The following is a 21,122-nucleotide window of genomic DNA, read 5'->3' as shown; positions in this document are numbered from 1 at the left end:
ATCGAGAGGCTGGCGGCAGCTAAGGAGGTGTCAGACTGTGAGGTCGGGGCGGCCCAGCTGGCTGGCCGCCCGGTTGACCAGCCGCTGGGCGGCGGCCAGGGAGCGCATCGACAGCAGTCGGCCCCGGCTCTCGCGGCGCAACACGAAGTAGTGCACGGCGGCGCGCACCTGCGCCCGGTCGGCCGCGCTGGCCTGGGCGGTGGAGAGGACCAACTCCCGCAGGGAGCCGGCGAGCCGCTCGGCCAACTCGAACTCGGGGCCGTGCAGCCCGGCACGGAGGGCGGCGACGTGGCTGTCGACCTTACGGATCAGGACATCGGTGCCGGGCCCCAGCCGCCGCTCCTCGACCGCCATCCGATCCCCTCCACCGCTCGCCGCGCCGCGAGTGAAGTTACTTTATGTTGCCTGGCGCAAGCAAGCAGTTAAGTAACACTTAACGGAATCAACGGTCAAGTCGGCTGTATTGGCTTAACCAGACATAGCTCGCCGGGTGGGCAGCGGCGGATGTCGGTGGCCGGGGGCAGGATGGGGCCGTGGCGGATTCCATCGGAGGGTCGGCCGGCGGGTCGGCGCTCTCCCGATTCGGGCCGGCGACCCGGGAGTGGTTCGGCGCGGCCTTCGCCGCCCCGACGGCGGCGCAGGTCGGTGCCTGGACGGCGGTCGCCGCCGGGCGGCACGCCCTCGTGGTGGCGCCGACCGGCTCGGGCAAGACGCTCGCCGCCTTCCTCTGGTCGCTCGACCGGCTGGCCCGCGAGCCCGCCCCGGCCGATCCCCGGCACCGGTGCCGGGTGCTCTACGTCAGCCCGCTCAAGGCGCTCGCGGTCGACGTCGAACGCAACCTGCGCGCCCCGCTCGCCGGCATCCGGCAGGCCGCCACCCGGCTGGCACTCACCCCACCGGGCATCACCGTCGGCATGCGCACCGGCGACACCCCGGCCGACGAGCGGAGGGCCTTCGCCCGCACGCCACCCGACATCCTCATCACCACCCCGGAATCGCTGTTCCTGCTGCTCACCTCGGCCGCCCGGGACGCGCTCCGCGGCGTCGAGACGGTGATCGTCGACGAGGTGCACGCGGTGGCCGGCACCAAGCGCGGCGCCCACCTCGCGCTCTCCCTGGAACGCCTCGACGAGCTGCTACCCGCTCCCGCGCAGCGGATCGGGCTCTCCGCCACCATCCGGCCGGTGGACGAGTGCGCCCGGTTCCTCGGCGGCGTTCGCCCGGTCGACGTCGTCGCCCCGGTCACCGCCAAGACGATCGAGGTGAGCGTCCAGGTCCCGGTGGAGGACATGACCCGCCTCGACGAGCAGGACGCGCCGACGGACGACCTCACCGGCCCACGGACCGCGTCGATCTGGCCGGCGGTGGAGGAGCGGGTCTTCGCGCTGATCCGGGCGCACCGCTCGACCATCGTCTTCACCAACTCCCGGCGCAGCGCCGAGCGGCTCTGCGCCCGGCTCAACGAGCTGGCCGCGGAGGAGCCGGCGGCCGTACCCAACCACGCCGCCAGCCGTACCCCGGCGGAGCTGATGGCCCAGGCCGGCGCAGTGGCCGGCGCCCCGCCGGTGATCGCCCGCGCGCACCACGGCAGCGTCTCCCGGGAGGAGCGCCGGCACATCGAGGAGTCGCTCAAGGCCGGTCAACTCCCCGCCGTGGTCGCCACCTCCAGCCTCGAACTCGGCATCGACATGGGCGCGGTCGACCTGGTGGTGCAGATCGAGGCGCCGCCGAGCGTGGCCGCCGGCCTGCAACGCGTCGGCCGGGCCGGGCACCAGGTCGGCGCCGTCTCCCGCGGGGTGGTGCTGCCCAAACACCGCGGCGACCTGCTCTCCTGCGCCGTGGTCGCCGAGCGGATGGCCGACGCCGCGATCGAGGAGCTGCACCATCCCCGCAACCCACTGGACGTGCTCGCCCAGCAGGTCGTCGCGATGGTCGCGCTGGACCAGTGGCGGGTCGGCGACCTGGCGACGGTGGTCCGCCGGGCGGCGCCCTTCGCCGAGCTGCCCGACTCGGCCCTGCACGCCGTGCTGGATATGCTCTCCGGCCGCTACCCGTCGACCGCCTTCGCCGAGCTGCGCCCCCGGCTGGTCTGGGACCGCGCCACCGACCTGCTGACCGGCCGGCCCGGCGCGCAGCGGCTCGCGGTGACCAGCGGCGGCACCATTCCGGACCGAGGTCTGTTCGGCGTCTTCCTGGCCGGCGCGGAGCGTGCCGCCCGGGTCGGCGAGCTGGACGAGGAGATGGTCTACGAGTCCCGGGTCGGCGACGTCTTCCTGCTCGGCTCCTCGTCCTGGCGGATCGAGGAAATCACTCCGGACCGGGTGCTGGTCTCCCCCGCGCCGGGGCAGGCCGCCAAGATGCCGTTCTGGAAGGGCGACCAGCCGGGCCGGCCGGTGGAGCTGGGCAGGGCGATCGGGGCCCGGGTCCGCGCCCTGCTCCGGCAGGATGACGAGGCGGCGTTGGCCGCGCTGCGTACCGCCGGGTTGGACGACTGGGCCGCCGGCAACCTCATGGCGTACCTGCGCGAGCAGCAGGCCGCCACCCGCTCCCTGCCGGACGACCGGACGGTGGTGGTCGAACGGTTCCGCGACGAGCTCGGCGACTGGCGTCTCGCCGTGCACAGCGTCCTCGGCGCCCGGGTGAACGCCCCCTGGGCGCTGGCGATCGGCCGCCGGCTCGCCGAGCGCTACGGCGTGGACGCGCAGGTGATGCCCGCCGACGACGGGATCGTGGTACGCCTGCCGGACACCGCCGACAGTCCGCCCGGCGCCGACGTGGTGGCCTTCGACCCCGACGAGATGACCCAGTTGGTCGAGGAGTCGGTCGGCACGTCGGCGTTGTTCGCGTCCCGGTTCCGGGAGTGCGCCGCGCGATCGCTGCTGCTCCCCCGCCGGGACCCGCGACGCCGGCAGCCACTGTGGCAGCAGCGGCAGCGCGCCGCCCAACTGCTCGACGTGGCCCGCGAGTACGCCGACTTCCCGGTCACCCTGGAGGCGGCCCGGGAGTGCCTCCAGGACGTCTTCGACCTGCCCGCCCTGGCCCAGGTGATGCGGGATCTGGCCGGCCGCCGGGTGCGGCTGGTCGAGGTGGAGACCGCCCGGCCGTCGCCGTTCGCCCGCTCCCTGCTCTTCGGTTACGTGGGCGCCTTCCTCTACGAGGGGGACGCCCCGCTCGCGGAGCGCCGGGCCGCGGCGCTGACGCTGGATTCGGCCCTGCTCGGCGAGTTGCTCGGCCGGGTCGACCTGCGCGAGCTGCTCGACCCGACGGTGCTCGCCGAGACCGAGCGGCAGCTGCGCTGGCTGACCCCGCAGCGCCGGGCACGGGACGCGGAGGACGCGGTCGAGCTGCTGCGCCAGCTCGGCGACCTGAGCACCGACGAGCTGGCCGAGCGCGGGGCGCCCGTCGAGTGGCTGACCGACCTGGTGGCCGCCCGGCGGGTGCTGCGGGTCCGCATCGCCGGGCAGGAGCGCTGGGTGGGCGTCGAGGACGCCGGCCGGCTGCGCGACGCGCTCGGCGTGGCCCTGCCGGTGGGCGTGGCCGGGGCGTACCTCGAACCGGTCGCCGACCCGCTCGGTGACCTGGTCGCCCGGTACGCCCGCACGCACGCCCCGTTCGCCGCGGCCAGCTGCGCGGCGCGCTTCGGGTTGGGTGTCTTCGTGGTGGAACAGGCGCTGCGCCGGCTGGCCGCCACCGGGCGGGTGGTCTCCGGCGAGTTCACTCCGGAGACGGTCGGCAGCCAGTGGTGCGACGCGGAGGTGCTGCGCCTGCTGCGCCGCCGCTCCCTCGCCGCGCTGCGCCGGGAGATCGAGCCGGTACCGCCCCGGGCGCTGGCCGCCTTCCTGCCCCGCTGGCAGCAGGTCGGCTCGTCGGCCCGGGGCGTGGAGGCGGTCGCCGCGACGGTGGAGCAGTTGCAGGGCGCATCCGTGCCGGCGTCGGCACTGGAACGGCTGGTGCTGCCGGCCCGGGTCGCGGAGTATTCTCCCGCCTTCCTCGACGAACTCTGTGCCAGCGGCGAGGTGCTGTGGGCCGGGGCGGGCGCGCTCTCCGGCGGGGACGGCTGGGTCAGCCTGGCGTACGCCGACTCGGCCCCGCTGCTGCTCCCGCCACCGGACGACGCGCTCACCCGTACGCCGCTGCACGACGCGGTGCTGGATGCCCTCGGCGCCGGGCAGGCGATGTTCTTCCGCCCGCTGGCCGACCTGATCGGCGCCACCGACGACGCCGAACTGACCACCGTCATCTGGGACCTGGTCTGGGCCGGGCACCTCACCAACGACACCCTGGCACCGCTGCGTGCGCTGCTCGGCGGCGGCGGCGCGCACCGGTCCCGCCCGGCCGCCGGGCGCAGCCGCTACCGCCGTCCCGGGCGGATGAGCCTGCCCAGCCGCAGTGGCCCGCCGACGGCGGCGGGCCGCTGGTCCCGGCTGCCGGAACGGGACACCGACCCGACCCGGCGCGCGGCGGCCCTGGCCGACGTGCTGCTGGAGCGGCACGGAGTGCTCACCCGGGGCGCGGTCGTGGCCGAGCAGGTGTCCGGCGGCTTCGCCGCGGTCTATCCGGTGCTGGCCGCGCTGGAGGAGCGCGGTGCCGCCCGGCGCGGGTACTTCGTCGACGGGCTCGGCGCGGCCCAGTTCGCGCTCCCCGGCGCGGTGGACCGGATCCGCGCGCTGGCCGATCCGCTCGACGGCGGCCACGCCACGGGCAGCCCGGCCGCCTCGCCGGGCGGCGGGCGGGCCCGGGGCGGCGCGGCGGTGGTGCTGGCGGCCACCGATCCGGCCAACCCGTACGGCGCGGCGCTGCCCTGGCCGGAGCGGGTGGTCGACTCCGGCGACCCGGCGACACCGCCGGCGGCCACCGGTCATCGCGCCGGGCGCAAGGCCGGTGCCCTGGTCGTGTTGGTCGCCGGTGACCTGGTGCTCTACCTGGAACGTGGCGGGCGGACGATCCTCTCCTTCAGCGCCGACGCCGACGCGCTGGCCGTGGCCGGGAAGGCGCTGGCCGACGCCGTGCGCTCCGGCGCGTTGGGGCCGATCTCGGTGGAACGCGCCGACGGCGAGCCGGTCCGGTCCTCCCCGCTCCACGATGCCCTGACCGCCGCCGGCTTCCGCGCCACCCCCCGCGCCCTCCGCCTCCGCCCGTAGCCCACCCGTCGGACGTGCCGGGAGTCGATCAGCGGAGGGTGGTGAGGATCTTTTCGTAGCGGGGGCGGTCGGCGCGGGGAGTCGGGGCCTCCAGGTAGTTGAGGACCACCGTGCCGCTGCGGTGGGCGCCCGTGCTCCACACCTCGGCGAGGTCACCGGCGCTGCTCTCGTCGGGGAAGACGTACACGGCGACGCCGTCGGTGACGATCAGCTCGGAGCAGCCCAGCCCCAGCCCGTCCGGCCCGCACTCGACCGACCGGTCCCGAGGGTTGGTCACCTTGAGCCCGGCCGCGCGAAAGGCCGCGACGACCTCCCGCGCGCTGGGCTCGCCGGCCTGGCGGGGCGGCAGTTCCACCGGGGGTGGGCTGGTCGATCGCCACCGCGTGCTGCCGTCGCCGGGCCGGGCGGGCGGGGCCGCTGCGGCGGTCGGCACGCCGGCGGGCGGCACGGGGGCAGCCGGCACGGCGGCGGGCGGCGCGGTGCCGTCGCGGGGCGGCGGGCTGACGGTGAGGTTCGGCGCGCCCGGCGACTCCGCAACGCCCGGCGTCGCCGGGGCGTCGGTGGAGGGCGTGGCGGCGGACGGCCGGCCCGGGTCGCCTCCGCAGCCGCCGAGCGCGACCACGGCCACGAGCCCGAGCAGGACGGCAGCGGGCAGTATCCGGCGTGTCACCCTATGCAGTCTGCCCATCGGGTGAACCTTCGGACAGCAGCCGGTCGGCCCGGCGTACTGTCGCCTATCCGGCACCCCGCGCCGTAGCATCCGGTGCCGTGACGAGAAGCGCGAGCAGCGGCTCACCCGGCCCCGGGGTCGTCTCGCTGACCACCGACTACGGTCTCGCCGACGGTTTCGCGGCGGCCTGCCATGGGGTGATCGCGCGGCTCGCGCCGACGGCGCGGGTGATCGACGTGACCCACCTGGTGCCGCCCGGGGACGTCCGCCGGGGCGCGGCGGTGCTCGCGCAGACCGTGCCGCACCTGCCGGTCGGGGTGCACATGGGCGTGGTCGATCCGGGTGTGGGTACGGCCCGCCGGGGCGTCGCGCTGGCCACCCCCGGCGGCTTCCTGGTGGGGCCGGACAACGGCCTGCTGCCCGACGCCGCCGCCGCGCTCGGCGGGGTGACCGCCGGGGTGGAGTTGACCAACCCGGGGTGGCTGGCGGCGCGGGTCTCGGCCACCTTCCACGGTCGGGACGTCTTCGCGCCGGTCGCGGCCCGGTTGATGCTGGGCGAGCCGCTCGGCGAGGCCGGTCCAGCGGTCGACCCGTCGACGTTGGTCCGGTTGCCCGAGCCGGTGGTCGAGCCGCAGGCCGACGGGTTCACCGCCGAGGTGTTGACGGTCGACCACTTCGGCAACGTCCAACTGGCCGCCCCGGCCGATCTGCTGGCCCCGCTGCCGGCCCTCGTCCGGGTGGGCCCGGCCGGCGACAGCGAGGGGTGGGCGGCCGTGCACGGGCGTACGTTCGGCGACGCCCGGGCCGGCGCGCTGGTGGCGCACGCCGATTCGGCCGGCCGGGTCGCCCTCTCCGTGAACGGTGGCCGCGCCGCCGATCTGCTCGCCGCCGCCCCCGGTACGCTGCTACGGGTCGAGGGGGCCACCCACCCCTGACGCGCATCCGCGCCACACACATGAAACGTCCATTGTGGAAAGCTGGCTGAGTGGAAAATCGCTGGGTACCCGCCGCCTGCCCCTGCTGCGCGTCCCGAACCGGCGGCGGCACCTGTCCCGTCTGCTTCTGGACCGACGACGGACAGAGCGACGCCGACGCCGATGTCGTACGCGGTGGGCCCAACGGAGATCTCAGCCTTTCCCTGGCCCGCCTCAACTTCGCCGTCTACGGCGCCTGCCACCCCCGCTACCAGGATCTCGTGCGCGCCCCTCGGCCGGAGGAACTGCCCTGACGGCAGCCGCCACCAACCGTCGCCGGGAAAGAATGGCGGGGTGCCCGAAGGCGACACCGTCTGGAACACCGCCCGCGTCCTGGGACGCGCGTTGGCCGGCGCCCGACTGACCGGCAGCGATTTCCGGGTGCCCCGGCTGGCCACCACCGACCTCACCGGCTGGGTGGTACGCGAGTGCGCCAGCCGGGGCAAGCATCTGCTGATCCGGCTGGCGGCGCCGGCCGACGGGGCCGGCTGGACGCTGCACTCGCACCTGCGGATGGAGGGCCTCTGGCGGGCGTACGCCCCCGGGGAACGCTGGGCGGCCCGGCCCGCGCACCTGATCCGGGTCGTGCTGCGCGCCCCGACCGCGACCGCCGTCGGCTACCACCTGCACGAGGTGACCCTGGTCCCCACCGACCAGGAGGCCCGCCTCGTCGGCCACCTCGGACCTGACCTGCTCGGCGCGGACTGGGATCCGGCCGAGGCGGTCCGCCGGCTCGCCGCCTGCCCCGACGCGGCCATCGGCCCGGCCCTACTGGACCAGCGGAACCTGGCCGGCGTCGGCAACCTTTACCGGTGCGAGGTGCTGTTTCTGCGCGGGATCGATCCCCGGACGCCGGTCCGGGAGGTGGCCGACCTCGGCAGCCTGGTCACCCTGGCGCAGGAACTGCTCGCCGCCAACCGGGGCCGGTGGACCCAGAGCACCACCGGCTCGCTACGCCGCGGCCAGACCACCCACGTGTACGGGCGGCGAGGCCAGCCGTGCCGCCGCTGCGGCACCGCCATCCGCAAGGAGGAACAGGGCGAGCGGGTCACCTACTGGTGCCCCACGTGCCAGCCCGCCATTCCCACCTGACGTCGCCGCACCAGCGGGGTGGCGCGGGCGACACGCCGGGAGATCGGCAGATTGGGACGATTGGGTACTTCCTAACCAACCTCCGGCGTCGCATGCTGCGGTTGAGCCCTCACGGTCCGTCAACACCGCGCGACCAGGCCACCACGTCGGGGTGGTGGCCGCCGTGCCCCGATCCCCGGGAGAGCCATGGCCGTGTTCCGCAGACTCCGGTCGACCTGGCTGGACCGCGTCGCCCGCATCGGATCGCAGGAACCGGCAACCACCGTTCCCGCCGCCCGCACCACCCCCGATGCGGGCGAACCGGACGAGTCCCGCCCCGGCAGCGCCACCACCGACCGTCCGGACGAGTCCCGCCCCGGCAGCGCCGCCGCCGACCCGCCGGACACGGAGCAGGCCGAGCCGGGAAGCCGCCCCGTCGACCAGAGCGGCGCGACATCCGCACCCGCCCAGGCACCGGCACCCGCCCAGGCACCGGCACCGGCACCGGCACCGGCACCGGCACCGGCGAGCCTGGATCCGGCGGCGGTCCCCCGCTGCTTCGGTCCGGTGCCGAACCACGCCTACAGCCCGCTGCCGGTCCTCGACGACACCGGGCAGGTGGTGGCCGGCACCGGGATACGCAAGTTCGTCGACCCGCTGCCCGGCCTGGGCGTGCTGGGGCGTACCCCGCTCGGCGCCCACCTGCCGGTCGCGGTGCCGGACACCATCACCCACCCGGGCTGCGACTACTACGAGATCGGCCTACAGGAGTACGCCCAACGCCTGCACCGCGACCTGCCGGCGACCCGGCTGCGCGGCTATCAGCAACTCAACCTGGGCACCGACGTCGACGGGCACAACACCGTCGCCCCGCCACAACGCCCCTGGCACCTCGGCCCGGTCGTGCTGGCCCGGCGGGGCCGGCCGGTACGGATCAAGTTCATCAACCAGCTGCCCGCCGGCCGGGCCGGCGACCTGTTCCTGCCGGTCGACCCGACCGTGCCCGGCGCCGGAGCGGGTCCGCTCGGCGGGCCGGCGCCCTACCCGCAGAACCGGGCGGTGCTGCACCTCTGCGGTGCGCTGACCGGCTGGATCAGCGCCGGCAACCCCTGGCACTGGATCACCCCGGCGGGTGAGATCACCCCGTACCCGACCGGCATCGGGCTGACCCACGTGCCCGACATGGCCCATCCCGGGCAGGGCGCCACCACGCTCTACTACCCCAACGAGCAGAGCGGTCGGCTGCTCTGGTTCCACGACAACACGATCGGGCTGTCCCGGCTGACCGGCTACTCCGGGCAGGTCGCGCTCTATCTGCTCACCGACGAGGCGCAGGAGCGGCTGGTCGCCGACGGGGTGCTGCCCGCCGAGCAACTGCCGCTGGTCTTCGAGGACAAGACGTTCGTGCCGGACGACGCGCAGCTCGCCGACCAGGATCCGACCTGGGACCGGGACCGTTGGGGCGCCCGGGGCAGCCTCTGGCACCCGCATATCTACCAGCCCCGGCAGAACCCGTACCGGCCGGACGGGACCAACCCGACCGGCCGGTGGGACTACGGCCCGTGGTCGCGTACGGCGACGGTCGCCGGCCCGGACGCGACCGCCACCGCCGTACCCAACCCGCACCACGACCCGGTCACCGACCCGGACGAGCCGCCGGAGGTGCCCGGCGTGCCGCACCCCAGCGCGGTGCCCGGCGCGTACGGCGACACCGTGCTGGTCAACGGCGCGGCGTACCCGTACCTGACGGTCGAGCCCCGGGTCTACCGGTGGCGGATCCTGAACGCCTGCACCGACCGCTGGCTCAACCTCCAGTTGTACCGGGCCGCCTCCGACGCGCCGATGTGGACGCCGGAGGGCGGGCTGGCCGACGCCCGGGCCGGCGAGGTGCCGATGCTCGACGCGGTCCGCGCGCCCGACCGGCCGGCGGACTGGCCGACCGACGGCCGCACCGGCGGCGTGCCGAGCCCGGACGCCGCCGGGCCCGACCTGATCCGGATCGGCAACGAGTGCGGCCTGCTGCCGGCCCCCGTGGTGATCCCCAGCCGGCCGGTCGGGTTCCGGTACGACCGGCGCGACCCGACCGTGCTCAACGTCGACGGCCACGCGCTGCTGCTGGCCCCCGGCGAGCGGGCCGACGTGCTGGTCGACTTCGCCACGGTGGCACCGGGCAGCACGCTGATCCTCTACAACGACGCTCCCGCCCCGCTGCCCGCCTTCGACCCCCGGTACGACCACCACACCGGCGGGCCGGACCGGACCGCGGAGGGCGGCGTCCCGCCGACCCTTCCCGGGTACGGCCCGAACACCCGCACCCTGATGCAGTTGCGGGTGGCCGGCACACCCGCTGCGCCGTACGACCTCGCCCGGCTGCGCGAGCGACTGCCCGGCGCGTACGCGGCCAGCCAGCGCCCCCCGGTCGTGCCCCAGCCGGCCTACGACCCCGGGTTCGGCACCGCCACGGCCGGCCCGAACCGGGTGCCGGTGCACGCCATCGGGGTCGAGTTCACCCCGCCGGGTGGTGCCACGCCGGTGATCCTGCCGCTGGCGGTCAAGGCCGTGCGGCAGGTTTTCGAACCTGGCCACGGCCGGCTCACCGGCCGCCTCGGCGTGGGTCACCCGCACGCCGGGCCACTGGCCGAGGCGACCCTGCCGCTCGGCCCGACCGATCCGGCGACCGAGCTGCTGCACGTCTGCGACCCGGCGGTCGCGGTCGGCACCCCCGGCGACGGCAGCCAGCTGTGGCGGGTCCGCGGGACGGGCCGGCAGAGCCATCCGGTCCGGTTCGACGGGCTGGAGGTGCAGGTGGTCGGCCGGGTCGGCCGGGACGGCACGATCCGCGAACCGCACCCGGGCGAGCTGGGCTGGAAGCAGATCGTCCGGGTCGACCCGGGTGAGGACGTGGTGCTCGCGCTGCGGCCCGAGGCACCGCCCCTACCATTCAAGATCGGCGACAGTGTGCGGCTGCTCGACCCGACCCGGCCGGCGGGCCTGCGGACCGGATCCACCTCGATCAGCCCGCTCGACGGGCGGCCGGCGGCGGTGGTCAACCAGCTGGTCAACCTGGGCTGGGAGTACCGCTGGTCGAGCGGCTCGGGCGCCCACCGCGACCAGGGCATGAGCCGACCGCTGGTGGTACGCGTCTCGCCCCGCGCGCCGACCGGGCTGACCGCCACCCCCGCCCCCGGCCGGGCGACCGCCCTGCCGGCGATCGCGCTGACCTGGACCGGCAACGGCAGCCGCCCGCCGGCAACCAGCCACCTGCTGCAACGGGCCACCGACGCGACGTACACCAACGGGCTGACCGAGATCACCGTGGCCGCCACGGCGACCCGGTACACCGACGCCACGATCACCCCCGGCGTCACCTACCACTACCGGATCCGCGCGGAGAACGCGGTGAGCTGCTCCACCTGGTCGAACAGCGTTCCCGCGGCGGTGCAGCTCACCGCCCCGGCCGGGCTGGCCGCGACGATCCCGCCCGCCGCTCCGCTGCGGGTGGCGTTGCGCTGGACCAACCGCTCCTTCGCCACCGGGATCGACGTGCAGCGGGCCACCAACCCGACCTTCACCAGCGGCCCCGGCACCACCGCGATCGGCGTCGGCGATCACCACCTGGACGCCGCGCTCGCCCCGGACACCACCTACTACTACCGGGTACGCACCACCTACCTGGGCGCCGCATCACCCTGGTCCACCGTGGCCACGGTGACCACCCCGCCGGCACCGGGCATCCCGACCTCGGTGAGCGTGGCCACCAGCGCACCCGGCCCGGACACCGCGACGGTGGTGCTGGGTTGGGCGGCCAGCACCCCCACCGGCCAGGGCGCCGGGTTCACCGTGGAACGGGCCCTGGACCCGGCGTTCACCCGGGAACTGGCCACCTTCACGGTCACCGGCCGGGGCTTCACCAACACCGGGCTGGCCCGGGGCGTCACCTACCACTACCGGATCCGCTCGTTCAACGTGGTCGGCGCCTCCCCGTACACCGGCCCGATCCCGGTCACCACCCCGGACTGACCGTCTCCGCAGGGTCCGTCGTGCCCGTCACGTCGCCGGCACCGGTCAGCATCGTCGACCACGGCGTCACACCAGACTCGCGTACGCACCGACTGGCGATCCTCTTCGCTGAGCGTCGTCTCGCCAAAGTCGATGACGGTGACGTGGCCGAGGCTGTCACGTAGGGCCGTGGCGAGGGCGATCGCGTCGTGCCGGTTGGTGATGGTGGTCGGGAGGTGGACGATCCAGCGAGGGGCGATCATCTTGCCCACCGGTCGGACTCCGGGTGGTGGCACACAGTGTGCCTGCTCTGCCACCGCCGCAGGGCTTGGCGGATGCGTTCGGCCTCGATGTTCGCCGTGGTCAACTCGCGGTGCAACTGGTCGAGTTCGTCGGCGGTACGACTGAGGTAGTCGCGCACCTGAACCGGGTCGAGGCCACGCCACCGGGTATCGAAGGTAACGGCCCGGATGTCGTGGGGGCGCAACCGCCTCGCGGTGCCATAGATCATCGCAAGTCCTCCCGGCTCGGCTTAGTTGACGGCACCCGGCCGGACGGAGGCTCGGGTCACGGCCGGCCGGGGCCTGGCGTCAGGCGGCAGCACCTCTGCCTGACGTGGACGGAAGCGTATGTACGCAGGAAGGCACGAGCGGACACGGTGTGTGAGGGACACATGCCGTGTCCCCTGAGCGGCTGCCTGGTCAGGAGAGGCCGGCGGCTTCGGCCATCGGACGTAAATCTGCCAGTATGGCGGGCTTCGCTCGGCCGACGAGCAGGCGAAGCGTCTCGCGCGTGCCCGAGCCGAACCGCAGTTCCTCCGGCGACTCCGCATGAATTCGCTGCAACATGTGCACGGCGGCAATATCGTTGCCGGTCCGGGCATATCCGCGAGCCGCATCCAGGTGGAAGGTCAGCCGACGTTCGACAGCGGGAGCGTTGTGGACGGACACCCGCTCCGCGATGGTCAGCGCATCGCGGGTTCGCCCCAGCTCAAGGGCGGTGGCGACACGGTGGCACGCGACGTTGGTCGGCCCGAAGACCATCCGGAAATGATTGGTCTCACCAATCCGGTCAGCGATCTTGTCGGCCGCGTCCAACAGCCGGCGCGCATCGCTGGCATCGTCCTTCCGTGCCGCCTCGACGGCGGCGAGCAGATGGAGGCCACCCCAGACCGCGAGACGCGCCGGTCCGGCGTCCGGCATCGTCGGCCGTAACTCTGCGATCGCCTCACGGCACACCGCCCGCGCCTGCTCGGTGTGCCCTCGCGCCGACAGGATCATGGCGAGATTCCAGGAAGCCGCGCCAGCCAGGTCAGGATCGTCTGCCTCCATCGCGGCGGCCACCGCCCTGTCGGCCGCGACGAGCGACAGCTCATGCTCGCCCACACGCTTCGTCCAGCTCCGGACGAGCTGGTAGAGCTTGCTCGCCTCCGCGAGTGCAGCTCGGCGCTCGTCATCATCGGCGGTCAGCAGTAGGAGCCGGGTCCCCCGTAGCAGATGGGGCAGGTCCTGGCCGACCTGCGCGTAGCGGAAGGGCGACGGTGACTGCCACGCCTGCCACGTCCGCTCGATATCGGCGGCCAATGCGGCCAGGGTGGTCGGTTCGACGGCCGGCCGCGATCGTTCCATGAACGCCGCTCGGACAGCGTTGGCCTCGGGATGGCCGCGCCGACCGTCCGGCATCAGTGGCAGCGGCACGCCGGTCAGCTCACGCAGATCGGGGATCCGCAGCGCCTGCGCGAAGAGGAGGAGTTGCGAGAAGCGCGTCACGAGCCGGTCGCCGGACTCGATCTTCTTCATCAGCGACAGGCTGATGCCGACAAGGCCGGCAAGTTCCTCCTGCGTCAGCCCCCTGCGTGCCCTGTGCGAGGCGATCTTCCGGCCGATCGTCCACTCATCGAACTGCACGAGATCCATCCTGTCCATGAGGCTCGATCCGTGTCGACGGTCAGCGTACGCCGCGAATGGAACACTGGACGGGTGCTGGCCACGCCGAAACGCCCACTTCTGATCCTCTGGGACATCGACCACACGCTGATCGAGACCAGAGGTCTCGGCCGTGAGTTGTATGCTCGGGCGTTCGAGGAGGCGACCGGCAGCCCCTTGGCCCGCCCGGCTGAGGTGACCGGCCGCACGGAGTTGGCCATCTTTGCCGAGTCCCTGCGGCGGCATGGAATCGAGCCGTCCGCCGAGCTGACGCAACGTTACGCTGCGGCCCTGTCCCGGCAGTACCGCGAAAACGTCGACGGACTACGCGAACGAGGACGAGCCTTACCCGGAGCCGCCGAAGCACTGGCCCTGTTCGCTGAGCAGCCCGGGCTCCTTCAGTCCGTCCTCACCGGGAATCTCCGGCAGGTCGCCATCACGAAACTCCATGCTTTTGATCTCGCCCAGCACATCGACATCGAGATCGGCGCCTACGGCGACGACCATCTGGACAGGCCGCGTCTCGTGCCGATCGCGCAGAAGCGTGCTGCCGCCAAATCCGGCCAGGTTTTTGATCGCACCAACACCGTGCTGATCGGCGACTCGACCCAGGACGTCAGTGCCGGACAGGACGGTGGAGCGGCAGTAGTGGGGATCGCCTCCGGAGCCGACGACACCGACGCGATGCGGCGTGCCGGCGCAGTCGCGATCTTCCGTTCGCTCACCGATCCGACCGCACTGATCAGTGCGATTGCTCAGCTGCACGCCTGAATTCCGGCCGGCAGTCCACGACCTAATGAGATGCGAACAAGATCAGATCGACAACCTTATCCGTGGGGATCTCGCGCAGCCACCGCGTCGGCCCCCGACGGCCCAAGCCGGCCCGGCGACCCGCCGCCCGGCACCGGCCTGCTCAGGAAGTGGCGGTGGGGCGGCCTACGGCACGTAGCTCCGACAGCGCCGAGGCGAAGCCGTGCAGGAGGTCGGTGGCCTCCGTCAGGCGGGCGGCGGCGGGGTGTTCGGTTTCGGGGCGGTACTCCTCGGCGAGGTAGCCGGCGGCGGCCACCACCAGGCGCTCGTACGCCCCCACCCCGGCCTCCAGTTGGCCGGTCAGCGCCTGGTGTGCCTCGGCCAGCGTCGGGCGGGCGTCGGGCGGGGCGAGCCGGACCGCGCGTTCCACGCTGGCCACCCGGTCGGCCAGGTCACGTAGGGAGTGCTCGGCGGCGGACGCCTCGGCCACGGCCGGCTCGGCGAGGCCGGTCAGTCGGCCGGTCATCCCGGCCATGGTCGACGCGGCCCGGTCGAGCCGGTCCCACGGCTCGGCCGCGCTGGTGCCGCGCAGGGCACCACGGGAGCGCACCCGGCGTACCTCGGCGACCACGCCGGCCCCGGCGGGCAGTCGTTCCACGGCGGCGACCAGGCGGGCCCGGTTGCGGGCGGCGGCCTGGGCCGGGTCGAGGGCGGGCGGGGCGGGGCGGGCGGCCAGGGCGCGCAGGTCGATCCAGCGCCAGGCGGCGAGCGCGGTGGAGGCTCCAGCCGCGGCGGCCCAGAACGCGTCGGCCAGGCCGATGCCGGCGTACGGGGTGAGGATGACGGTGGCGCCGCCGAGCCCACCGGCCAGTACGCTCCAGCGGCGGGCGGAGCGTCGCAGCTTGCCCAGCCGCCGGAAGTACCGGGTGCGCTCGTCTGCCACCGTCGCCTCCTCGACCGCCGGGTCAGCCGGCGGCGCTGGTGTCGCCGGTGCCGCGTTCCCGGCTCATGCTGGCCCGGATCTCGTCGAGCCGGGCGACCGCCGCCGTCTCGCCGGCCGATGCGGCCTGCTGGCCGCCGACGGCACTGCGCTCGGGGCTGGCCCCCAGTTGCTCGCCGGCCATGCTGGCCCGGATCTGGTCCAGCCGGGCCGAGCCGGCCGTGTCGAGGGTGGCCTTCTGGATCTCCAGCATCCGGCCCTCGGCGGAGTTGCTGGCCAGCTCGGCGCGGCCCATGGCGTTGGCGTAACGGCGTTCGATGCGGTCGCGGACCTCGTCCAGGCTGGGCGTGGTGCCGGGCGCGGTGAGCGCCGACATGGACTCCAGCGAGCTGGCCACGGCCTCCTGCATCTTGGCCTGCTCAAGCTGGCTGAGCAGCTTGGCCCGCTCGGCCAGCTTCTGCTGGAGGATCATGGAGTTGTTCTCCACTGCCCGGCGTGCCTGGCCGGCAGCGGCGAGCGCCTGGTCGTGCAGGGTCTTGAGGTCCTCGGCGGACTGCTCGGCGGAGACCAGCTGGGTGGCGAGCGTCTGCGCGGACTGCTCGTAGCGCCCGGCCTCGGTCTCGTCGCCCTTGGCCCGGGACTGGTCGGCGAGAATCAGCGCCTGCCGGGCGTTGGCCTGCAACCGCTCGACGTCGGACATCTGCCGGGACAGCTTCATCTCCAGCTGGCGCTGGTTACCGATCACCGCCGCGGCCTGCTGGACGAGCGCCTGATGCTGCCGGTGCGCCTCGTCGATGGCCTGCTGAAGCTGCACCTTCGGGTCGGCGTGCTCGTCGATTCGGGCGCCGAAGAGCGCCATCAGGTACTTCCAACCCTTGACGAACGGGTTCGCCATCTCCGCGGTATCCCCTCAGTAACGTCGCTGCGCCTACCCCCACGTTGGGTGGCCCGGCTCGGCCACCGGCGATGGTGGATCCATCGTCCCAGCCAGACGCCAGCACGGCATCCGTACCGGCGAGCGGGGAACGTCCCGATCAAGCCTACGCGGCCCACGCCACCGCGACCATCGGCCACCGGGCTCGGGGCGTGGGGCTCGGGGCGGCCTCAGGCGGCGCAGACCACGTCCCGGTCGGTGCGATCGGCGGGCCGGACCCGGGCGGCGCGCAGGGTGGCCTTGAGCGGGGACTCCTGCCGCACCGAGACGGACACGGTGCCGTCCGAGCTGACCTGGCGTACGCCCCGGCCGGTGGCCTTCTGCACCGGCGCTGCGGTGACCGGCGTCGACTCGGCCGGTTCGTCCTGCACCGGCACCAGCACGCCCGGCATCTGCTCGGCGAGCGCGACCGTGTCGCTGACCTCGCGGAGCAGCTCGGACAGGCGGGCGCCCAGCGCGTCGCAGATCGCGGCGAGCAGTTCGCTGGAGGGTTCCTTCTGGCCGCGCTCGATCTCGGACAGGTAACCCAGGCTGACATTGGCGGCGGAAGAGACCTCGCGCAGCGTGCGGTGCTGCCCCTGCCGGCGCGCCCGTAGTGCGTCACCGATCACCCGGCGTAACAGGACCATCGCACCTCCCCTGAGGGACACAGTTCGCCTGACCGGCCGGCCCGACGGCGGCACCGACTCCGGTCGTCGGAGCCTTCCCGCAACCGTACCCGTTGTGCGCCGCCACGACATCCCACCCCACCCGGGTAACGCACGGCGTCGCGCACGGCCTCCGCCGCGAATCCGGCGGACGGGCGGCTCAGCGCGGTCGTCCGGGGACCGCTCCCCGCGCCGTCCGGCGTGGGACACGCCGATACCCGCCCGCATGTCCGGTCCGGCGATCCCCGGCTCCGGCAGCGTCAGAGGACCTCCGGATCGGCGGCCTGGACGTGGTCCTTGAGCAGTCGCAGCGCCTCGGTCACGGCACCTGCCCGGATGCGTTCCCGCCCACCGTCGAGGTCGAGTTGCCGCACCTCGGTGCCGCGCGGCCCGGCCACCGCCACGAAGACCAGCCCGACCGGCTTGCCGTCCTGCGACTCCGGGCCGGCCACCCCGGTGGTGGCCAGGCCCCAGTCGGCCCCGCACCGTCGCCGGCCGCACTCGGCGAGCGCCACCGCCACGTCGCCATCGACCGGGCCGCGCTCGGCCAGCAAATCCGCCGGTACGTCAGCCAGCCGCTCCTTTAGCTCGGTGGCGTAGACCACCAACCCGCCCCGGTAGACGGCGCTCGCCCCGGCCACGTCCACGATCGTGGCCGCCAGCAGCCCTCCGGTCAGTGACTCGACGGTGGCCACCGTCTCCCCCAGATCGGCAAGCCGGTGCACCACGCCCGCCGCCACACTCCCCACCGCCCCCATCCCCACATCCTCCCCCACCCCCACGCCCTCCCGCCCCCGCCTCGCCCCGTCCCGCCTTGAGGGGCGGGGGCTTGGGGGGTAGCGGGGGTGGTTAGGTGGGGGTGCGGCGGAGGCGGAGGGCCTGGGCTATGTAGTCGAAGCCGGTGACTACGGTGACGGCGACTGCGGCGGCCATGATCCAGGGGCCGACCAGGGCGAGGGCCGCCGGCATCGGCCACAGGTACCAGGTGATGGCCAGGATCTGGAGGGCGGTCTTGACCTTCCCGCCCCGGCTCGCGGCGATCACTCCGCGCCGGATCACCCAGAACCGCAGGGCCGTGATGCCCAGCTCCCGGGCCAGGATGACCACGGTCACCCACCACGACAGCCGGTCGTGGAAGGAGAGCAGCAGCAGGGCCGCGCCGGTGAGCGCCTTGTCGGCGATCGGGTCGGCCACCTTGCCGACCGCGGTGACGAGCGCGAAGCGGCGGGCGATCCAGCCGTCTACCAGGTCGGTCGCCGAGGCGACGGCGAAGATCACACAGGCGATGACCTGCCAGCCGGGCCGGGTCATGCCCGAGATCACCACCGAGGCGGCGAAGACCGGCACCAGCACCAGTCGCAGCGCGGTCAGCGCGTTGGCGGCGTTGACCACCGGCACCCGGGCCACCACCGGCGCCGGCGTCGACTCCGTCGCGCCGGTCATCGGCCCACTCCCGGGCACCACACTCTGTCGCTCCCCCGCCTCGTCCCGGCCCGTTGTCACCGCGCCGCGCCGGGCGCCGCCGAAATCATCTCATCCGGCACCGCTACCAGGTCGACCCCTTCGGTGCCGGTCACCGTGGCCCGAACCAGGTCACCCGGGCGCAGCGCGGCCAGGTCGACCCCGCCGCCGTCCGGCGCGACGAGCGTGGTCGAGCCGTCCACCTCTGGCGCCTGGTGCGCGGCCCGCCCCTCGACCACACCGCCGTCGACCGAGTCGACCAGCACCTCCAGCGTCGCGCCGAGCCGGTCCTCGGCCCGCTGCGAGCAGAGTTCGTCGGCGAGCGCGCTGAGCTTGTCGTACCGGCGCTTGATGGTGGCGGCGGAGAGCTTGCCCGGCAGTCCGGCGGCCTCGGTGCCGTCCTCGTCGCTGTAGTCGAAGACCCCGATCGCGTCGAGCCGGGCCTCGGTGAGGAAGCGGACCAGCTCGTCGACGTCGGCCCGGGTCTCGCCGGGGAAACCGACGATGAAGTTGCTCCGCGCCCCGGCCTGCGGCGCCAGCGCCCGCGCCCCGGCCAGCAGCTCCAGGAACCGGTCGGTGGAGCCGAAACGGCGCATCCGGCGCAGTACCGGCTCGCTGGAGTGCTGGAACGACAGGTCGAAGTAGGGCGCTACGCCCGGGGTGGTGGCGATCGCCTCGACCAGGCCGGGCCGGGTCTCGGCCGGCTGGAGGTAGCTGACCCGGACCCGGACGATGCCGTCGATCACGGCGAGCTGCGGCAGCAGCTTCTCCAGCGCGCGGGGGTCGCCCAGGTCCTTGCCGTACGACGTCGAGTTCTCGCTGACCAGCACCAGCTCGCGGACGCCGCTCTTGGCCAGCCACTCGGCCTCGGCGAGCAGTTCGTCCGGGGTACGGGAGACGAAGGCGCCCCGGAAGGCGGGGATGGCGCAGAACGCGCACCGCCGGTCGCAGCCGCTGGCCAGCTTGAGCGAGGCGACCGGGCCGCTGTCGAGCCGGCGGCGCAGCACCGGGCGCAGGTGTGCGGGGGTGTGCTCGTCCACTTCGGGGCCGTGCCCGTGCCCGGGGAGCGACACCGCGCTGTCCCGCCGCGCGACCGGGGTCAGCGGCAGCAGCTCGCGCCGGTCGCGGGGGGTGTGCGCGGCGAAGTCGCGGCCGGCCACCACGGCATCCAGCCGGGCGCCGATCTCCGGGTAGTCGTCGAAGCTGAGCACCGCCTGGGCCTCGGGGAGGCTGTCGGCCAACTCCCGGCCGTACCGCTCGGCCATGCAACCGGCGGCAACCACCTTGGCCCCGGTGTCGGCGGCGGCGAGCAGCGTCTGGATCGAATCCTGCTTGGCCTTCTCCACGAAGCCGCAGGTGTTGACGACGACCACGTCGGCGCCCTCACCGTCGGTGGTCACCTGCCAGCCGTCGGCGTGCAGGCGGGCGGCCAGCTCCTCCGAGTCGACCTCGTTGCGGGCACAGCCCAGGGTCAGCAGGGCGACCCGGCGGCCTTCGGGCTCGGGAGACGACTGCTCCAAGTCGCGGCGCGGCGTCAGACGCGCCGAGTTGGAGTGGTCGGAGGAGGTGGCAGACACCACCCGAGGGTACCGGGCGGCCGGGCGCGGCCGGGGCGTCAGGGGGCCGGGGCGAGGACCCGGACCAGGCGGTCGAGCAGGAACACCTCGGTGCCGGCGAGGCCGACCGAGCAGAAGAGCGAGATCTGGTCCGCGCCGGTGCGGCCGGGCGCCGCGCCGGCCAGCACCGCGCCCAGATCGCGCAGGCGTGCGGCGTACGGCGGCTCCGCGGCGAGCATCGGCGGGGCGTACGACCGGGCCTGCGCCGGTGAGTCGCTGGCCAGTACGGCGGCGGCGTCCAGCAGGTCGCTGTCGAACTCGGCCCGGTCGCGTTGCTTGAAGCCGACCGCGTTGACGTGGGTGCCCGGGGAGAGGTCGGCGGCGGTCAGCACCGGCGTCACGCTGGTGGTGGCGAGCACCACCACGTCCCGGTCGCGCACGGCCGCCCGGACGGTCTCCACCGGACGGGCCGGGATGCCGAGTTCGGCGCGGACCCGGGCGGCGAACGCCTCCCGGCGGACCGCCGAGCGGCTGTGCACGGTCACCTCGCGCAGCGGGCGCACGGCGGCGGCGGCCCAGACCTGGGTCCACGCCTGGCGGCCGGAGCCGATCACGCCCAGCGTGGCCGCGTCCGGGCGGGCCAGGGCGTCCACCGCCACCCCACCCAGCCCGCCGGTACGCCGGGAGCCCAACTCCTCCCCCACCGCCACCGCCCGCACCGCGCCGGTACGCCCGTCGTGCAGCACCACCACCTGCTCGGTCCCGGGGTGCCCGAAGGTGTCGTACGCCCGGTACCCGTACCACTGCCCGACCAGGTGCCCGGCGGTGAGCACCATCCGCCCGCCGCCCAGCGCGGCGGCGGCCCGGGGCGGGGCCACCAGCCGCCCATCGTACGCGGCCAGCAGGGCCTGACGCATGGCGTCCACCGTGGTCGGTGCGTCCAGCGCGGCGGCGACCTCCGGGTCGGAGATGAGCACGGTCATGGCTCCATCGTGCAAGCTGAAGCGAGGTTGAAGTCCATGCCGGGTGATCCGTCTCACCCGGACCGGCCGGC

Annotated in this window: 18 protein-coding genes; 6 read left to right on the top strand and 12 right to left on the bottom strand. The window is 74.2% G+C overall.

Annotation, left to right across the window (positions count from 1 at the left end; all coding sequences use genetic code 11):
• Positions 1-30 precede the first annotated feature (30 nt).
• The gene (locus tag ACQPYA_RS08325) at positions 31-354 is read right to left on the bottom strand and encodes a hypothetical protein (RefSeq protein ID WP_433532046.1); all 324 of its coding nucleotides are present in this window, start codon (positions 352-354) and stop codon (positions 31-33) included.
• A 179-nt stretch (positions 355-533) separates the two neighbouring features.
• Between ACQPYA_RS08325 and ACQPYA_RS08320 the strand changes: the two genes are divergently transcribed.
• Positions 534-5,141, top strand: coding sequence for an ATP-dependent helicase (locus tag ACQPYA_RS08320; RefSeq protein WP_433532045.1), 4,608 nt, complete (start codon positions 534-536; stop codon positions 5,139-5,141).
• A 28-nt stretch (positions 5,142-5,169) separates the two neighbouring features.
• Here ACQPYA_RS08320 and ACQPYA_RS08315 read toward each other — a convergent pair whose 3' ends face one another.
• The gene (locus tag ACQPYA_RS08315) at positions 5,170-5,811 is read right to left on the bottom strand and encodes a hypothetical protein (RefSeq protein ID WP_433532044.1); all 642 of its coding nucleotides are present in this window, start codon (positions 5,809-5,811) and stop codon (positions 5,170-5,172) included.
• A 98-nt stretch (positions 5,812-5,909) separates the two neighbouring features.
• On the opposite strand from ACQPYA_RS08315, the gene ACQPYA_RS08310 reads away from it, so the two are divergent.
• From ACQPYA_RS08310 to ACQPYA_RS08295, 4 genes are all read left to right on the top strand, one after another.
• Positions 5,910-6,746: an SAM hydrolase/SAM-dependent halogenase family protein gene (locus ACQPYA_RS08310; protein ID WP_433532043.1), complete on the top strand. Its 837-nt coding sequence runs from the start codon at positions 5,910-5,912 to the stop codon at positions 6,744-6,746.
• Positions 6,747-6,796: 50 nt separating this feature from the next.
• Positions 6,797-7,039: a CPCC family cysteine-rich protein gene (locus ACQPYA_RS08305; RefSeq protein ID WP_433532042.1), complete on the top strand. Its 243-nt coding sequence runs from the start codon at positions 6,797-6,799 to the stop codon at positions 7,037-7,039.
• Positions 7,040-7,079: 40 nt separating this feature from the next.
• A complete protein-coding gene (locus ACQPYA_RS08300; RefSeq protein ID WP_433532041.1) occupies positions 7,080-7,877 on the top strand; it encodes a zinc finger domain-containing protein in 798 nt (265 codons plus the stop codon).
• A 186-nt stretch (positions 7,878-8,063) separates the two neighbouring features.
• Positions 8,064-11,876, top strand: coding sequence for a hypothetical protein (locus ACQPYA_RS08295; protein ID WP_433532040.1), 3,813 nt, complete (start codon positions 8,064-8,066; stop codon positions 11,874-11,876).
• On the opposite strand, the gene ACQPYA_RS08290 is transcribed toward ACQPYA_RS08295, so the two are convergent.
• The 3 genes from ACQPYA_RS08290 to ACQPYA_RS08280 all read right to left on the bottom strand — a co-directional run bounded on the left by ACQPYA_RS08290 (position 11,801) and on the right by ACQPYA_RS08280 (position 13,762).
• Entirely contained in the window at positions 11,801-12,118 is a 318-nt protein-coding gene (locus ACQPYA_RS08290; RefSeq protein ID WP_433532039.1) for a hypothetical protein, read from the bottom strand. The genes ACQPYA_RS08295 and ACQPYA_RS08290 overlap by 76 nt on opposite strands.
• Complete coding sequence (locus ACQPYA_RS08285; protein ID WP_433532038.1) at positions 12,115-12,366, bottom strand: DivIVA domain-containing protein; 252 nt, start codon at positions 12,364-12,366, stop codon at positions 12,115-12,117. The genes ACQPYA_RS08290 and ACQPYA_RS08285 overlap by 4 nt, the downstream gene beginning before the upstream one ends.
• Positions 12,367-12,556: 190 nt before the next feature.
• Positions 12,557-13,762 carry a helix-turn-helix domain-containing protein gene (locus tag ACQPYA_RS08280; protein WP_433532037.1) on the bottom strand — a complete coding sequence of 402 codons (1,206 nt, stop codon included), beginning with the start codon at positions 13,760-13,762 and terminating at the stop codon, positions 12,557-12,559.
• A 30-nt stretch (positions 13,763-13,792) separates the two neighbouring features.
• Here ACQPYA_RS08280 and ACQPYA_RS08275 point away from each other — a divergent pair, with 30 nt between their 5' ends.
• Positions 13,793-14,551, top strand: a complete 759-nt coding sequence (locus ACQPYA_RS08275; protein ID WP_433532036.1) for an HAD family hydrolase — start codon at positions 13,793-13,795, stop codon at positions 14,549-14,551.
• A 142-nt stretch (positions 14,552-14,693) separates the two neighbouring features.
• On the opposite strand, the gene pspM is transcribed toward ACQPYA_RS08275, so the two are convergent.
• The 7 genes from pspM to ACQPYA_RS08240 form a co-directional block, all read right to left on the bottom strand.
• Positions 14,694-15,473 carry a phage shock envelope stress response protein PspM gene (gene pspM / locus ACQPYA_RS08270; RefSeq protein WP_433532035.1) on the bottom strand — a complete coding sequence of 260 codons (780 nt, stop codon included), beginning with the start codon at positions 15,471-15,473 and terminating at the stop codon, positions 14,694-14,696.
• A gap of 22 nt (positions 15,474-15,495) precedes the next feature.
• A complete protein-coding gene (locus ACQPYA_RS08265) occupies positions 15,496-16,365 on the bottom strand; it encodes a PspA/IM30 family protein (protein ID WP_433532034.1) in 870 nt (289 codons plus the stop codon).
• A gap of 209 nt (positions 16,366-16,574) precedes the next feature.
• On the bottom strand, positions 16,575-17,033 hold the full coding sequence (locus tag ACQPYA_RS08260) for a helix-turn-helix domain-containing protein (protein ID WP_433532033.1): 459 nt from the start codon (positions 17,031-17,033) through the stop codon (positions 16,575-16,577).
• Between the two features lie 278 nt (positions 17,034-17,311).
• Entirely contained in the window at positions 17,312-17,833 is a 522-nt protein-coding gene (locus ACQPYA_RS08255; protein ID WP_433532032.1) for a CinA family protein, read from the bottom strand.
• Between the two features lie 67 nt (positions 17,834-17,900).
• Positions 17,901-18,494: a CDP-diacylglycerol--glycerol-3-phosphate 3-phosphatidyltransferase gene (gene pgsA, locus ACQPYA_RS08250; protein WP_433532031.1), complete on the bottom strand. Its 594-nt coding sequence runs from the start codon at positions 18,492-18,494 to the stop codon at positions 17,901-17,903.
• A gap of 56 nt (positions 18,495-18,550) precedes the next feature.
• Positions 18,551-20,032, bottom strand: a complete 1,482-nt coding sequence (gene rimO, locus ACQPYA_RS08245; RefSeq protein WP_433533425.1) for a 30S ribosomal protein S12 methylthiotransferase RimO — start codon at positions 20,030-20,032, stop codon at positions 18,551-18,553.
• Positions 20,033-20,127: 95 nt separating this feature from the next.
• On the bottom strand, positions 20,128-21,051 hold the full coding sequence (locus ACQPYA_RS08240) for an ornithine cyclodeaminase family protein (RefSeq protein ID WP_433532030.1): 924 nt from the start codon (positions 21,049-21,051) through the stop codon (positions 20,128-20,130).
• Positions 21,052-21,122 lie beyond the last annotated feature (71 nt).

Origin of the sequence: Micromonospora sp. CA-263727, from assembly GCF_050942455.1 — a bacterium.
Taxonomy (GTDB): Bacteria; Actinomycetota; Actinomycetes; order Mycobacteriales; family Micromonosporaceae; genus Micromonospora.
Note: the sequence above shows the minus strand (reverse complement) of the source record. Positions and strands in the feature narration are given on the sequence as shown.

Coding starts and splice junctions, on each gene's coding strand:
- ACQPYA_RS08240 (WP_433532030.1), bottom strand. CDS start 21,051: ATGACCGTGCTCATCTCCGACCCGGAGGTCGCCGCCGCGCTGGACGCA.
- ACQPYA_RS08285 (WP_433532038.1), bottom strand. CDS start 12,366: ATGATCTATGGCACCGCGAGGCGGTTGCGCCCCCACGACATCCGGGCC.
- pgsA (WP_433532031.1), bottom strand. CDS start 18,494: ATGACCGGCGCGACGGAGTCGACGCCGGCGCCGGTGGTGGCCCGGGTG.
- ACQPYA_RS08265 (WP_433532034.1), bottom strand. CDS start 16,365: ATGGCGAACCCGTTCGTCAAGGGTTGGAAGTACCTGATGGCGCTCTTC.
- ACQPYA_RS08290 (WP_433532039.1), bottom strand. CDS start 12,118: ATGATCGCCCCTCGCTGGATCGTCCACCTCCCGACCACCATCACCAAC.
- ACQPYA_RS08295 (WP_433532040.1), top strand. CDS start 8,064: ATGGCCGTGTTCCGCAGACTCCGGTCGACCTGGCTGGACCGCGTCGCC.
- ACQPYA_RS08260 (WP_433532033.1), bottom strand. CDS start 17,033: ATGGTCCTGTTACGCCGGGTGATCGGTGACGCACTACGGGCGCGCCGG.
- ACQPYA_RS08325 (WP_433532046.1), bottom strand. CDS start 354: ATGGCGGTCGAGGAGCGGCGGCTGGGGCCCGGCACCGATGTCCTGATC.